General features: G+C 64.1%; 6 protein-coding genes. All 6 read left to right on the forward strand.

The features are described 5' to 3' along the window. Window positions 1-92: 92 nt before the first annotated feature. The 6 genes from C9J87_RS18050 to drmB all read left to right on the forward strand — a co-directional run bounded on the left by C9J87_RS18050 (window position 93) and on the right by drmB (window position 14528). Window positions 93-446, forward strand: a complete 354-nt coding sequence (locus C9J87_RS18050; protein WP_107706235.1) for a hypothetical protein — start codon at window positions 93-95, stop codon at window positions 444-446. 30 nt (window positions 447-476) lie between these two features. Beyond that, the gene (locus tag C9J87_RS18055; protein ID WP_107706236.1) at window positions 477-1517 is read left to right on the forward strand and encodes a hypothetical protein; all 1041 of its coding nucleotides are present in this window, start codon (window positions 477-479) and stop codon (window positions 1515-1517) included. A gap of 99 nt (window positions 1518-1616) precedes the next feature. After that, window positions 1617-4751, forward strand: coding sequence for a DISARM system SNF2-like helicase DrmD (drmD, locus tag C9J87_RS18060; RefSeq protein WP_232820107.1), 3135 nt, complete (start codon window positions 1617-1619; stop codon window positions 4749-4751). Further along, window positions 4748-8785 carry an Eco57I restriction-modification methylase domain-containing protein gene (locus C9J87_RS18065; RefSeq protein WP_107706238.1) on the forward strand — a complete coding sequence of 1346 codons (4038 nt, stop codon included), beginning with the start codon at window positions 4748-4750 and terminating at the stop codon, window positions 8783-8785. Before drmD ends, C9J87_RS18065 begins: the two co-directional genes overlap by 4 nt. After that, the gene (gene drmA / locus C9J87_RS18070; protein ID WP_107706239.1) at window positions 8782-12438 is read left to right on the forward strand and encodes a DISARM system helicase DrmA; all 3657 of its coding nucleotides are present in this window, start codon (window positions 8782-8784) and stop codon (window positions 12436-12438) included. Before C9J87_RS18065 ends, drmA begins: the two co-directional genes overlap by 4 nt. Further along, window positions 12435-14528, forward strand: coding sequence for a DUF1998 domain-containing protein (gene drmB, locus C9J87_RS20335; RefSeq protein ID WP_232820108.1), 2094 nt, complete (start codon window positions 12435-12437; stop codon window positions 14526-14528). Before drmA ends, drmB begins: the two co-directional genes overlap by 4 nt. Window positions 14529-14532: the final 4 nt, after the last annotated feature.

Consider the following 14532-nt stretch of genomic DNA (forward strand, 5'->3'; position numbering starts at 1 on the left):
GACGCCGTCGCCCTCCACAATCGCTCGCTCTCCAGCCGCGAGCCTCGTCGAAACGGCGTATCGAGGAAGTCCCAACCTCCAGGAGGTCTTCGATGTTGATCCTGCTCGCAATGCCGGTCTTCATCGCCGTCGCGGCGATGCACCGCTATCTCGCGGTGTTCGCGCCGACCAACGTGCTCGTACGCCGCGTGTGTGTAAGCGAGCCGCGCTGGCGCACTGCCGCCTTGCTCGCTGCCGTTGCGCTTGCTCTGCTGGCGGCGATGCACGGCGCGGCGAGTGCCGTGGCCAGCGGCGCGCCCGGCTGGCTGAACATCGTGGTCCTCGTCCTTGCCTGGGATGCGATCAAAGTGGGGTTGTTTGCGATGGGCGTCTTCATCCGCCGTCTGCTTCGCGCGGTGCGGTGTTGGCGACAGGACAGACCGTACGGATTGACACTGTTCGGCTGAGTCGCGGTACCTGACTGTCATCCTGATCAGATGAGCGAGCGACCCGCCCTCCTGTTCTTCGACATGAACGTGTGGGTCGCCATGTCGAAGGGCATCGCTGCCGCAGACGATCGTTGGCAGACCATCGTCGACAAGGCACAAGCACTCGTCGCTGACGATGCGGCTCGCATCCTCCTGTGCTCCTGCAGCTACTTGGAGCTTTGGCACCGGCGTGATCGAGCCTCTCGTGAGGGCGTGGGGCGGGTGATGCGAGATCTTACGAAGTACACCACCTTCGCCCCGATAGAGACGATCCGGTCGATGGAGGTCGACGCTTTCGTGCAGCGACACGTCGGGAGGTCTCGGACGATCACCGCAGCCGAGGTGGTCGGTCACGGTGCTTGCCATGCATTCGGATCGCCGTTCGGGCGGTTCAGGTTCGTCGAGTCGATCGCATCGGCTGACGGCATGACGCCTGAGGGGCCAGCCGCGCGGGCGCCGGACAACTGGCTCGACTTGAAGCGAGAGGGGCCCGGGTGGGAGTGGTTCAACCTCGTGGGGGCTCAGCACGTGGTGGAGCTCGAAGGCCTTGAGCGGACGCCGCAGCACCGGATCGGGAACTCGCGGGTGGAAGATGAGATGCACCTGCGGCAGCTGATCGAGACCCAGCCTTGGGCGAAGGCACGGATCAGGGATCTGGTCATCACCGACGAGATCAAGGCGCTGACAGACGAGATCATTCAGGCGTGCTGGGAAGCTTGCACCGACCCCCACGGCCTGTTTCTGGAGCACCCCGCCTTCGATACCCCGCCTGAGGCCATGCGCGGGTTCGTCGCAGGACTTCCGAGTGTCGACACGTTGGCCACGCTGCGCGAGTGGAAGCATCGCGACCTTACCCACGATTGGCACCAGCACGACCAGAGCGACCTGCTGAGCCTGGCAGTCGCCGTTCCCTACGCGGACGTGGTTGTGACTGAACGCCGGTGGACTCACCTGTGCGAGGCGTCGGGGCTATCCGAGAAGTACGACACCCAAGTGTGTGCCCTGCGCGACCTGGAGCGAGTTCTGGATGGGCTTGCCGCAGCAACCTGATCCCGATTGCGTGGGCCGTTCCGCCGTACCAAGCAAAATCGTCGGGGGTGGTCACTAAGGTCTACTGATGTGACAGAAGTTGTGATTCCACGCGCTGCAGTGCCCGAAGTCGGACAGATCGTGACCGTGCGAGGAGCCAACTGGGCTGTCGTCGACGTCCAGCAGCAAGGCCTTGGACGCAGTACGGCTGACGATGCCACCGCGCAACTCCAACACGCAGTCACCCTCCAGTCGGTGCAAGAGGACCGGCTCGGCCACGAGCTCCGGGTCGTGTGGGAGCTTGAGCAGGGCCGCAGTGCACTGGCCCATCGTGGTCTTCCGGACGACATCGACCCCGCCAGGTTCGACGATCCCAACAAGCTCGCGGCCTTCATTGACGCGTTGCGTTGGGGTGCGATCACCAGCGCTGACGATGACACCGTCCAGGCGCCCTTCCGCAGTGGCGCCAACGTAGAGCCCTACCAGCTCACCCCGCTCAAGCGCGCCCTCGCCAGCCCACGAGCCAACCTCCTGCTCGCCGACGACGTGGGCCTCGGCAAGACAATCGAAGCGGGGCTGGTGATCCAGGAGTTGCTTCTTCGTCACCGTGCGCGCACGGTGATCGTGGTCTGTCCCGCCGGGCTCGCCTTCAAGTGGCAAGACGAGATGCAGGAGAAGTTCGGCCTCGACTTCACGGTCGTGAACTCCGAGACGATGAAGGAAGTACGACGGTCACACGGCGTCCACGCCAACCCGTTCACGCTCTTCCCGCGGATCATCGTCTCAATGGCCTGGCTGCCTGGTCAGCGTGCCCAGCGCCAACTGCGCGACGCGTTCTCCAACTCAAGCCAGCGGTTCGCATTCGACATTCTCGTGGTCGACGAGGCACACCATGTGGCGCCCAGCAGTCCCGTGCGCGCCGACAAGGTTGGCCAAGAACGACGGGGGTACGCCGTCGATTCGCAGCGCACTCGCGCGGTCCGTGAAATCGCCGAGCGTTCCGAGCATCGGCTTTTCCTTAGCGCCACACCGCACAACGGCTACACCGAATCGTTTACCGCGTTGCTGGAGATGATCGACCCGCAGCGCTTCGTCCGCGGCAACAAGATCGACCCCGTGGCCCTCAAGGAAGTCGCAGTTCGGCGTCTCAAGCGGGACCTCAAGGAGGCGAAAGCGTTCGTTGACCGACAGGTCAGTCAGCTTCCCTACACCCCGACGGCGAACGAGTCCGACGCCTACGACCGCCTCCTCGCGTTCACACAGCGGCGTGACAGGGCGGTAGCTGCCGATGGTTCGAAGCGAACCGCGAGAGACATGGCGACGCTCCTGCTGAAGAAGAGGTTCTTCTCCTCGCCGGTCGCGTTCGCCCGGACTGTCGATGTCTACCTGGATACGCGTACCCGTGGTCTCGACCTGGACTTCGAGTTCGACTACGACGAGATCTTCGGCCCGGACGCCGATGAGCTTGAGGAGGGCAAGGTCGACCAGCCCGAACTTGAGGCCCTGCGCGAAGCCAAGAAGGCGCTGCCGGCACTTACGGACGAGGACATCGCAGACCTTGAGTGGCTCAGCGACTGGGGTCACCGCTTTGAAGGCCGGCCAGACTCAAGGCTTGAGGCACTGCTGACCTACATCGAGGGAACGCTCCGCTCTCACGGCGACTGGAACAACGAGCGCGTGGTCATCTTTACCGAGTACGTCGACACCTTGCGCTGGATCCGCGACATCCTGCGCCAGCAGGGCTACCAGGATGAGCGTGTCGAGATCATCGACGGCGGAACCGAGGCTGAGATCCGAGAACTGATCCGGGCACGCTTCAACGAAGACCCAGCCAAGACTCCTGTACGTATCCTGCTGGCTACCGACGCCGCCGGCGAAGGCATCGACCTCCAGCATCACTGCCACCGACTGATCAACTTCGACATCCCCTTCAATCCCAACCGGCTTGAGCAGCGCATCGGCCGGGTGGACCGCTACGGCCAGACCAAGGCCCCGGACATCCGGCACTTCGCGCCAGTCCTCGACGCAGACAGCGCGCTGAGCAAAGACGTCGATCTCCTCGCTCGCGTCGCAGTGAAGATCGACCAGATCATGCGCGACCTTGGATCGGCCAATGAGATCATCGCGCCCGACCTGCAACGCCAACTCGGCGGAGAGGTGATCCAGCCGCGGCGGGCGAAGGCGGAGAAGGACCCGGTCGCTGGGCTGATGAGGGGCGAAAAGGAGCTCAACGCCGAATTGGCGCGGCTGGAGGAGAACCTCGCTGCGAGTCGTGAACGGCTGCACCTGCGACCCGAGAATCTGCAGCGCGTCGTCGAGATGGCCTTCGAGCTGAACAACCTGCCTTCGCTCGAGCTGGTGGGCTCCGAAGACACCGATGTCCCGGTGTTCCGGCTGCCCAACCTCGACAACTCGTGGGAGCAGGTCACCCGCGGGCTCTACACGCGCCTGGACGATAAGAACGCCCGTCCGATCGCCTTCGATCCCCAGGTCCTGAGCGAGGACCCCAACGTGGTCTACATGCACCTGGGGTCTCCACTACTCCAGCGGACGACTCGGCGCCTCCGCTCGGCGCTGTGGGGCGGTGACCGTGCCCTGGAACGCGTGACGGCCACCGTCGTGCCAGGGCTGGATGAGTCGTACGCCGTGGCGGTGACTCGCCTCGTCCTGGTTGGCGCCGCTGGTCTCCGCCTCCACGAAGAAGTCTTCCTGGCTGGCACCCGACTGGCTCGCCACCAGGCTGTAGGCGAACAACGGGCCGAAGAACTGCTGGAGTCCGCTTTGGATCGCACCGACCTCACCGCGGTTCCTCCACACATCGCTGGCCAGTTGGCCACTGCGTGGAACTCCACCGGTGATGACGGACTGCGTGCCCGGGTCCAGCAGGCGATTGGCGAACGCGCCGCACGGCGCCGCAAGGACGTCGAGGCACACCTGACCGAGCGCCGCGAAGCCGACCGAATGCGCGTGGGGGAGATCTTCGACCGCTTCGGGCAGACCCTTACCGACGCCTTGAGTGAGGCCGAAGCCATGGACGGCGATCCGCAACTCGGACTGTTCGAGGATGAGCGACGTCAGAGCGAGCGCGACCTGCGCGAGATCCGACACCGGATTGAGTCTCTCGGCGAGGAACGCGACCGCGAACTCGCCGCAGTCGTTACGCGATACCACGACATCCGCACCTGGGAGTTCCCGGCGGCAGTGATCTTCGCGATCGCCCCCAGCGACCTGGAGAACGGATTGGCTATTCGATGAGGAAGCGGACCCAGAAGAACCCTGACGTCCACAGCGACTGGCTCACCCAGGTCGACGTGGAGGGCCCGTTCCTCGCGTATCCGGTGCTCAAGGACATGTGGCCCAACGGTGTCGACCGCCTGGGCGACTCCGATGATCGGCTGCTCAGGTTCAAGCAGGCATTCGTGCAGTGGCAGCGCTCCTTTGACCTGTACGCCGAGCACCCGAAGACGCCCGAGTCGAAGGCTGCCTACGACACCGTGCGGCGCGAATGGATCGACATCGTCCTCGACGACATCGCCGAATGGGCGGGCCTGCGGGCAGACGCAGCGGTGACCGTGCGTTCGCCGGGTGAGCAGGTCACGGTTGACGCGACAAGCGCGCTGACGGGACGCGACGCTGACACCGCGGCTCTGCTGTTTGTCTGCGACCCCACGTCGGGTCTCCACGACGCCGGTCTGGACGGATGGGCCGCCAACGATGTGGACCGGATGGCGATGCTGCTGCGCAAGGCGCAGGTTGAGGTCGGCATCATGACCGACGGCCAGTGGTGGGCTCTGGTGTGGGCCAAGGACGGCAAGCCCACTGGCTCCGGGATGGTCAACGCCCTGACGTGGGCCGAGGAGCCCCTCCTACGCGACGCCTTCTTCACGCTGATCAACCAGCGTCGCTTCCGAGCTGCTGACCCTGAGCAGCGGCTGACCCGGCTCTTCGAGCGCAGCGAGCTTGAGGCCGAGGAAGTCACCGAGGCTCTCGGCACGCAGGTCCGCCGCTCAGTCGAGCTCCTGGTCCAGGCGTTCTCCGAGGCTCGCCTGGCGGCAGCCAAGACAGGCGACCCGGACCCGTTGACTGAGAAGCCGGACGACGTCTACCAAGCCGCTGTCACCGTCATGATGCGCATCGTGTTCCTGCTCTTCGCCGAGGAGCGCGACATGCTCCCAACAGAGAAGCTCTATTGGGACTCGTATGCCATTAAGGACCTGCTCGACGAACTTCGCGCCCAATCCGCCGGCGGCGAAGAACAGCTCGACGAGTCCTACGACGCCTGGCACCGACTGCTCGCCGTGAGCCAGGCGCTCCACGGCGGAGTGAACTACGACGAGATGCGGATGCCTGCCTACGGCGGGTCACTGCTGGACCCGAAGCGTTTCCCCTGGCTGCACGCCACAGACGCCCGTGGCCTTCGCCTCATGGTGTCCGACCGGGTGATGCTCCATGTGCTGGAGTCGGTCCAGACCGTCGTTGCCAAGGGTGAACGGCGACGGATTTCGTTCCGGGAGATCGACGTCGAGCAGATCGGCTACATCTACGAAGGCCTCCTCGGCTACTCCTGCGCCGAAGTCACCGACGACTTGATCCTAGGACTGGTTGGCAAGGACGGCGCAGAACCCGAGATCCCGCTCGGCGTCATCAACGACTTGTACGACGAGCACGACGGAGACACCAAGAAGTTCGCGGCAGCTCTTGTCGGGTGGACCAAGGAGAACCAACCAGCAGCCACAGGCAAGACCGCAGCCGCGCTGGCCAAACTCACCGGCAACGACCCGACTTCAGACGAGCGCGCCGAACTTGTCCGTTTGCTGACCCCGGTGGCGGCGGGCAACCAGGACCTGTTGGAGAACATGGTGAGTTGGGGGAACCTGATCCGCCGCGACCTCCGAAACATTCCACTGGTATTCCCCGTGGGGGGCCTCGTTGTGGTCGAGACGCCCTCTCGCAAGAACGCTGGCGCTCACTACACGCCGCGGTCCTTGGCTGAGGAGGTTGTCCTTCATGCGCTTCAGCCCCTCGTCTATGAGCCGGGGCCGCTCCAGACGAACGACGAGAACCAGTGGCGGCTCAAGTCTTCCGCGGCGATCCTGGACCTCAAGGTCGCCGACATTGCTGCCGGCTCCGGCGCCTTCCTCGTCGCCGCTGCCCGATTCCTGTCTGAACGGCTCGTCGAAGCGTGGATCGCCGAGGGCATGCTCGACGGCAACGTGACCGCAGACGCTGAGGATCTCCGTCGTGACGCCTTGCGCGAGGTGATTGCCAGGTGTCTCTACGGCGCTGACATCAACCCAATGGCCGTCGAAATGTGCAAGCTCTCGCTCTGGCTCGTCTCCATGGACAAGACCAAGCCCTTTTCCTTCGTCGACGACAAAGTCTTCTGCGGCAACTCCCTCCTCGGGCTCACCGCGCTCGACCAACTGCGCTATCTCCACATAGCCCCCAAGCCTGCGACGATGCAGGAGCAACTACTAGTCAACGTCGACGCGAAGATCGCCGCGGCGACCCGGCTACGGCATGAGTTGGCGAGCCCGGTCGAAGAACGTGACCCAATGCGGTCGTCGCGTGGCAAGCAGCGGCTTCTGGAGCAGTTCCAAGAAACTACCGCTGATTTGCGGCTCATTGCGGATGGGATCATCGCTGCCGGGCTGCCACTCGGGGGCAAGCCGGGACGCCAACTCGACGACGCATTTAAGACCCTGTCCTGGCAGCTGCAGGAGGCATTCCCAGCCGGCGGTTCCACGGGTGATCCGTCGAAGTTGCTCCAACGCATCGCGACGGGTCTGACTCCGATTGTTGAGACTGACTACGAGCGGTGGGACCCGCTGCACTGGGTCATTGAGGCGCCGGACGTGATGGTCGAGCACCGTGGCTTCGACGCCATTGTCGGCAACCCGCCGTTTCTCGGTGGGCCAAAGGTCCGGGCGGCGATCGGGGATAATCTGCGTGAGTGGCTCGTTGAGCAACTCGCGGGCGTCCGCGCAGGGCAGACCGACCTCGTTGCCTACTTCTTCCTCTGTGCGCAGTCATTGCTGCGCACAGGTGGACAGCTCGGACTGATCGCCACAAACACGATCGCTCAAGGTGACACCCGGGCTGCCGGCCTTGACGTCATGTCTCGTCGTGGCCTCACGATCCATCGGGCGATAAGGAGCTCACCATGGCCGTCCACTCGAGTCACACTCGAGTATGCGGCTGTGTGGGGCCGTCAAGGCACAGATGAACTGCCGGGGTACTTCGTGCTCGACGGCAGCCCCGTAGCTGGTATCTCGACCCTGCTTGAGCCCGTATCGCGGAGTTCAGGTGAGCCGTTCCCTCTGCGCGAGAACGCCGGCCTCTCGTTCAATGGAATGAAGATCTACGGAACAGGATTCATGGTTGACGAGGGGAGGGCTTCGGGCTGGATATCGGAAGAACCTTCTTGCCGCGATGTCCTGGCTCCGTGCCTCTCGGGTGATGACCTTGGAAGCGATCCGGAATGCTCCGCCAGTAGGTGGGTCATCGACTTCAACGACAGGTCGCTCGACGGCGCTGCGGCCTATAGTGCGCCGTACGAGCATGTGCTGCGCTACGTAAAGCCTGAGCGCGACCTTGTTCGGCGCAAAGCGATCCGAGAGCGGTGGTGGCAGTACGGCGACCGTCGCCCCGCGTTGCGGGCTGCAATAGCACCGCTAACTCATGTCCTAGTCATCACACTCCACTCCAGCACCGTGATGCCAGCGCGCGTGAGCGCGCGGCAGGTTTTCACACACGCGTTGGGCGTGTTCGCCATGGACCGGTTCGACGATCTGGCTGTCCTGTCTTCTGCCGCGCACCAGTTGTGGGCCATCACTCGCGGCTCGACTCTGGGCCACGCGGTTCGATATACGGCAAGCGACGTCTTCCTCACGTTCCCGCGGCCGAAGGCAACCCATGAGCTAGAGGGGGTGGGGCGATCGCTCGAAGAGGAGCGCGCAGGGTTGATGATTGAACGGAAACTCGGTCTAACCGGCCTGTATGGGCTCGTCAATGATGGCGCCGTTCACGGCGACGACGGCGTAGATCGGGTCCGGCAGCTCCATGTCGATCTGGACCAAGCGACGATGGCCGCCTACGGCTGGGGTGACATCGTCCTCGATCACGGTATTTACACATTCCGCGGCCTGACGAGGTGGACCGTGTCGCCTACCGCGCGTGTCGAAATCCTCGATCGACTCCTTGAGTTGAATCACGAACGTGCCCGCGCCGAAGGCCAGGACGTGCCGGACCAGAGTCCATCGAGCGGACAGGACACACTCTTCGCATGACCATCAGCGCATCCACCACCGTCCGAGCCGACTTGGTGGCGTTGATCGAGCAGGAGCTGCTTGGTCCACGGAACGGTTCAGAGGAAGAGATCAGGGGCACGCCACGGGCGGCGTACATGGTGGGTGCTCTGGCCCCCGTCACGATCGACCCCAGCTTGGCCGTCATGGGCGGGACGGGCGACGGCGCAGACCCTGCCGAAACCGGGCACGCGGTGAATGATCTTGACCCGACCACGAACGGCCAATCCGGTGTTCCGGTCCCGACGGACGAGGACCCGGCCGAGGACGATGAGGAACGAGACGAGGGCGCCAAGGGTGGGCTGACCCACCCGTCGTCCATGGGTCTGCGGCTCCAAGTCCCCTCCGATTGTGGTGTCCTGACGGTCACGGCGTCGTGGGGGCGTTATGAGTCGTTCCGCCAGGAGAATGAAGACGGCCGCAAGGTGCAGTTCTCCCGGCGGATCCCGGTGGAGCGCACCGCTGAGATCGATGTCCGAGACCAGACGAAGCACGTCCTCCTAGCGCCTGTCGAGCTGGATGATGACGTGAGTGTTCGTGTGGAGCTCTACCCACGTGGTGACCGGACTATCGTCGAGTTGGCGCTTTCCAACGACCGCACCACCTCACTTGATGCGCCGCCGGGGGACTGGCTGTTCCAGACCAAGCTCAAGGTCGAAGCCAACAGCGGTGACGCCGTGTTCCTGCCGACACGTGACGTGCTTGCTGATATGTACGACGAGCATGACCCCGAGCGGCAACGGCTTGATCTGCAGTATCTACACCGCCTCGAGTTCGCCGTCGGCCGCACCGCCTCTGTGACTTGGGTCGAGGGTTTTGACTCTGAGGGCGATTCTTTGCGGCGCGCTACTTCGGTGGAGACGACCTGGCTGCCTACTGCGGATGTGCCGCAGACCGTAGCCGGTGACGCGGGTGATGCCGAGACGGCGATGCGGGCGTTGATGGACCTCACACCCGATGATGTGGACGCGGCGTTCCTCCCTCTGGTTGACGGGTACCGCTCGTGGCTCGCCACTCAGGCAGAGCTGACCTCGAAGCTCCCGGAGCACTTGAAGTCGATTGCGGACGAGGCGATCGCCGAGGCAGGTCTCGTCGTATCACGGCTTGAAGCCGGCCTGGATCTGCTCAAGACAAACGACCAGGCGTTGCGGGCGTTCCAGTTCATGAACCGGACGATGCGGGATCAGCGCACGCGTTCGCAGGTGGCCGCCAAGAGGTCGGAGCGCGCAACGCTGTCGATCGACGATGCGGTTGCCGAGGTAGCGGCAGACGGTGACGACGCTGCTCGGTGGCGTCCTTTTCAACTCGCGTTCATTCTCCTCCAATTGCCATCGCTCACCGACCCGGCACATGAGTCTCGGAGCGGACTCGCCTCCAACGTGGAGTTGCTGTTCTTCCCCACCGGTGGTGGCAAGACTGAGGCGTACCTCGGTCTTGCGGCTTTCACCTTCGCCATCCGCCGACTCCAAGGAGTCATTGATACCGACGGCGGACCACTGGACGGGGGCGATGGCGTAGCGGTGCTCATGCGCTACACACTCCGTCTGCTCACCTCCCAACAGTTCCAGCGAGCAGCCGCGCTCGTGTGCGCGGCGGAGTTGATGCGTCAGGCCGACCCCCAGACTTGGGGAGATCGTCCGTTCAGCATCGGTCTCTGGGTGGGGTCTGCCGTCAGCCCTAAGCGCTACGCCGATGCCAAGCAGCAGGTCGAGACCGCACGGCAGGACACTGGCAAGACGCACGGACTCACGGTCCTTCAGTTGCAGCGTTGTCCGTGGTGCGGATCCAAGATCGATCCGAAGCGTGACCTGCACACTGTTGGCGTCACTGAGCGGGTCGAGGTTCGTTGTGGTGACCGCACGGGCACGTGCCCATTCTCGGCGGATGGCGGAGCGGGGCCGCTGCCGATCACCACGGTCGACGACGAGATCTACCGCAACCCGCCGACGTTCCTGCTGGCCACGGTCGACAAGTTCGCTCGTCTGGCTCGAGAGGGTGAGGCCTCGAGTCTGTTCGGGTACGTCTCCGAGCGCTGTCCGCGGCATGGCTATCGACACCCGGACTCTCGAGGTAGCTGCAATGGGCAGTCCCACAACCAGAAGGCCGAAGGCGGCAAGGACTATCCGCCGGTCCAGATCGCCAAGGTGAACCGTCTGAGGCCACCCGACCTCATCATCCAAGATGAGTTGCACCTGATCACGGGCGCACTCGGCACTGCCGTCGGCGTCTTCGAGAACGCCGTCGACGTGCTCTCGTCCTACGACAACGACGGCACGATCGTTCGGCCGCTCGTCGTTGCGTCCACGGCGACCGTGCGCAACGCGCTCAACCAGGTCACTGCGCTGTATGGGCGAGGGGTCGCAGTCTTTCCGCCGCAGGTGCTCGACGTACGCGACACCTTCTTCTCGAAGGAGAAGGAGCTGTCGGAAACAGATCCAGGCCGAAGGTATCTCGGCGTCTCTGCACACGGTATTCGATTGACGCTGGCTGAAATCCGCATGTCCGAAGTGCTGCTGCTCGCCGGGCAGAAGCTTCTCGACGAGCATGGTGACGCGGCTGATCCCTACATGACGACCGTCAGCTACTTCTCGGCCACCCGAGAACTCGCGGGCATGCGCCGCTACCTTGACGATGACGTGACTACCCGCGTGGCGGGCAACACGGAGCCTTTCCCGCGCCGGACCACCGACTGGGCTCGCCTCCTCATTGGTGAACTCACCGCTCGCATTTCTGCTGAAGAGATCTCCAAGACCCTCGACCACCTCGCCGTTCCCTTTGGCGCCCGCTGGACGACCCACGGGAAGGCCGCGTTCGCGAAGGCCTACAAGGAGGCAGCGGACGCGAAGCAGCCGACTCCCAAGTCTCCTGCCCGGCCGTTCGATGCGGTGCTGGCAACGTCGATGCTCCAGGTCGGAGTCGATGTCCCGCGGCTCGGATTGATGTTGGTGGTGGGCCAGCCGAAGAACACCGCCGAATATATCCAGGCTTCATCGCGTGTGGGTCGAGATGCACGGAAGCCGGGTCTCGTGGTCTCGTTGGCGAACTGGTCCCGCCCCCGCGACATGTCCCACTTCGAATCGTTCCGGCACTACCACGAGACGTTCTATGCCCAGGTCGAAGCGCTCAGCGTCACGCCGTACTCGGACACCGCGATGGAGCGCGGCCTGATGGGCATGCTCGTGAGCGCGATCCGCGTAGTCGACGAGGGAAAACCCGCTTCGCTGTCTCCCGGTGGCGGCGCAGGACAGATCCTCAGCAAGATGCCCGCGGCCCAGATCGTCGTTAATCGCTTGATTGCTCGTGCGACACCCGCCGCGCCGGACGCCCAGGCGCTGGGTCGGATGCGGCAGAAACTCTTGCAACGACTCGATCGCTGGTACGACAAGGCCAACCAATACAGCGGCGCACTCGTATATGAACGCCCAGGCAAGGGCAAGGCGGAGTGGCCACTCCTGATCAGTCCCGAGGCGACCGTGCCGACACCGGCCGACAGGGTGTTCGTGGTCGCCAACTCGATGCGCGAAGTACAGCCCGAGTTCAACCTCTTGGTCAGTCCCGCGCAGGCCAACCTGGCATTCAAGGAGCCGGTCTCCGCCCCAGCGTGGGAGTTTCCGAAGAAAGAAGACGACGCGTGAGCGACTCACCAGTCGAATCTGTCCCGCCGATGGACGGTGGACTAGCACCGGTATCCATTGGTCTCACGGAGCTTGACCCGATCGCTGACGTCGAGGCCAAGGCGACGAAGAACCGCAGCAAGGTTGGCGGTGTGCGGCCTTCTGCGCTGCTCTACACCTCGGGGATCGGCGCGACCGTCGATTTGCCGCACCTCTCCGTGATGCCGCACGGATTGGATGCGTGGCAGCGCTACTACGACCGCAGGCCTGGCGGTGCTGACGTCATCGTTGAACCCCGCCTGCTTGGCCTCGTCCAGGCCCACCTCGGCGATCACGTGGCCCAACTCCGCAAGGCACCATGGGCACCGGATATCCCAGGTGGTTTCGGTGAAGACGCGCTTGACCTGGGGATTCCCGCGCGGGTGTTTCCGCAGTGGCTGCGCTGCACTGGCTGCAATCTGCTGGCGCCCGTGAGTCACCCGATCTTCGAGTTCAAGAACGTCTTGAAGTTCCGCCCCGATCAAGCACAGTTCATTCACAAGGACTGCAAAGGCTGGAGCGTCGCTGCCAAGGGCAAAGGCAAGGCGCCGGCTCGCAAGGGCCGCGAGCAGATGGCTGTCCCGGCTCGCTACCTGATCGCCTGCGTCAACGGCCACATCGACGAGTTCCCCTACGCCGCGTGGGTGCACCGCGGAAAGGCGTGCTCAAAAGCAAAGATCCCGCAGCTCCGGATGCGCGAGTGGAAGAGCAACCTCGGACCGGACGTCCAGATCATCTGCCTCTCGTGCGACGCGAGCAGAGGGATGCTTGAGGCGACCGGGCCAAAGGCCGGAAGCAAACTGCCCAAGTGCCGTGGGCGGCATGCGCATTTGGACGCCTTCTATACCTGCGACGAACCCGGCAAGTTGATGATGCTCGGCGCCGCCAACCAGTGGTTCGCTTCCACGGTAGGTCTGCTTGCCTTGCCGCGGGATGAGGCGGCAACGGTCGCGGATCTCCTGCCGGTGTTGCAGGGGCTCCCTCCTGAAGTGATGGCATCGGCGACGACCAAGGAGGCCCTTGCTGGATTCCGAGGATGGGCCGGCAGTCTGACGGGGTCAGATCTGTTCGGGGCCGTCACCGACGACGTGTTGTGGGAAGCGATCCAGGCACTCAAGGGAGGTGGAGCAACGTCGTCGGGTGCAATGAGCACTGACCCGGGCGACATCCTGATCCCGGAATGGCTGGTCCTCACCGATGAGGAGAAGTACACGAAGCACTCGGGCTCGGTGGACTTCCGCGCTGTCCGACGCCAAGTGCCTGCATCGCTGGCTCCGCTGGTCACCGAGGTGGTCGCGGTGGAGAAGCTCAAGAAGGTCAATGCTTTCGTGGGCTTCACCAGGATCGATGCGCTCGACCGCATCGACGACAGCAAGAATCGCGTAGCGCCGTTGACTCGCAGCGGCCGACCGACTTGGGTGCCTGCCACCGAAGACCGGGGGGAGGGGTTCTTCCTCCAGTTCGACGAAGCAGGTGTTCTCGCGTGGGAGGAGAAGATCCTCCAGCTCGATGTTTGGGAGACATACCGCAAGGCGCACGAGCTCAACTTCAAGCGCCGCACTAGCAGGACCGCCGACAGCTCGATCGATCCGGATAGTCGTTTCCCGGCTCCGCGCTACTGGGCGATCCACACCCTGTCCCACCTGATGATCCGCCAAGCCGCGATGTCCAGTGGTTACGGGTCGGCCAGCCTCACCGAACGCATCTACGCCTGGCGCCCCGATGAGGACCGTCCCGCAGCTGCGGGTCTGCTCATCACCACTACGGCCTCCGATAGCGAGGGCACCCTTGGCGGACTCGTGGATCTATCGCGCCCGGAGCGGCTGGCAGCACTGGTCCATGAGGCGGTCCGCAGGGGAGGGCGGTGCTCAAGCGACCCGGTCTGCTCGCACCGCCGCCCCCGCGGCAAGGAAGACTTCCTTCACGGGGCTGCCTGCCACTTCTGCCTCTTCGTAAGCGAAACCAGTTGCGAACGCACCAACCGGTTCCTGGACCGACGGCTCCTGCTCGACCTGATGGTTGACCCGGAGATCGCAACACCGGCGCTGCTGGACCCGATCCTCGGGCACTGAGACC

It is taken from the genome of Nocardioides allogilvus, from assembly GCF_003047285.1.
GTDB lineage: Bacteria > Actinomycetota > Actinomycetes > Propionibacteriales > Nocardioidaceae > Nocardioides > Nocardioides allogilvus.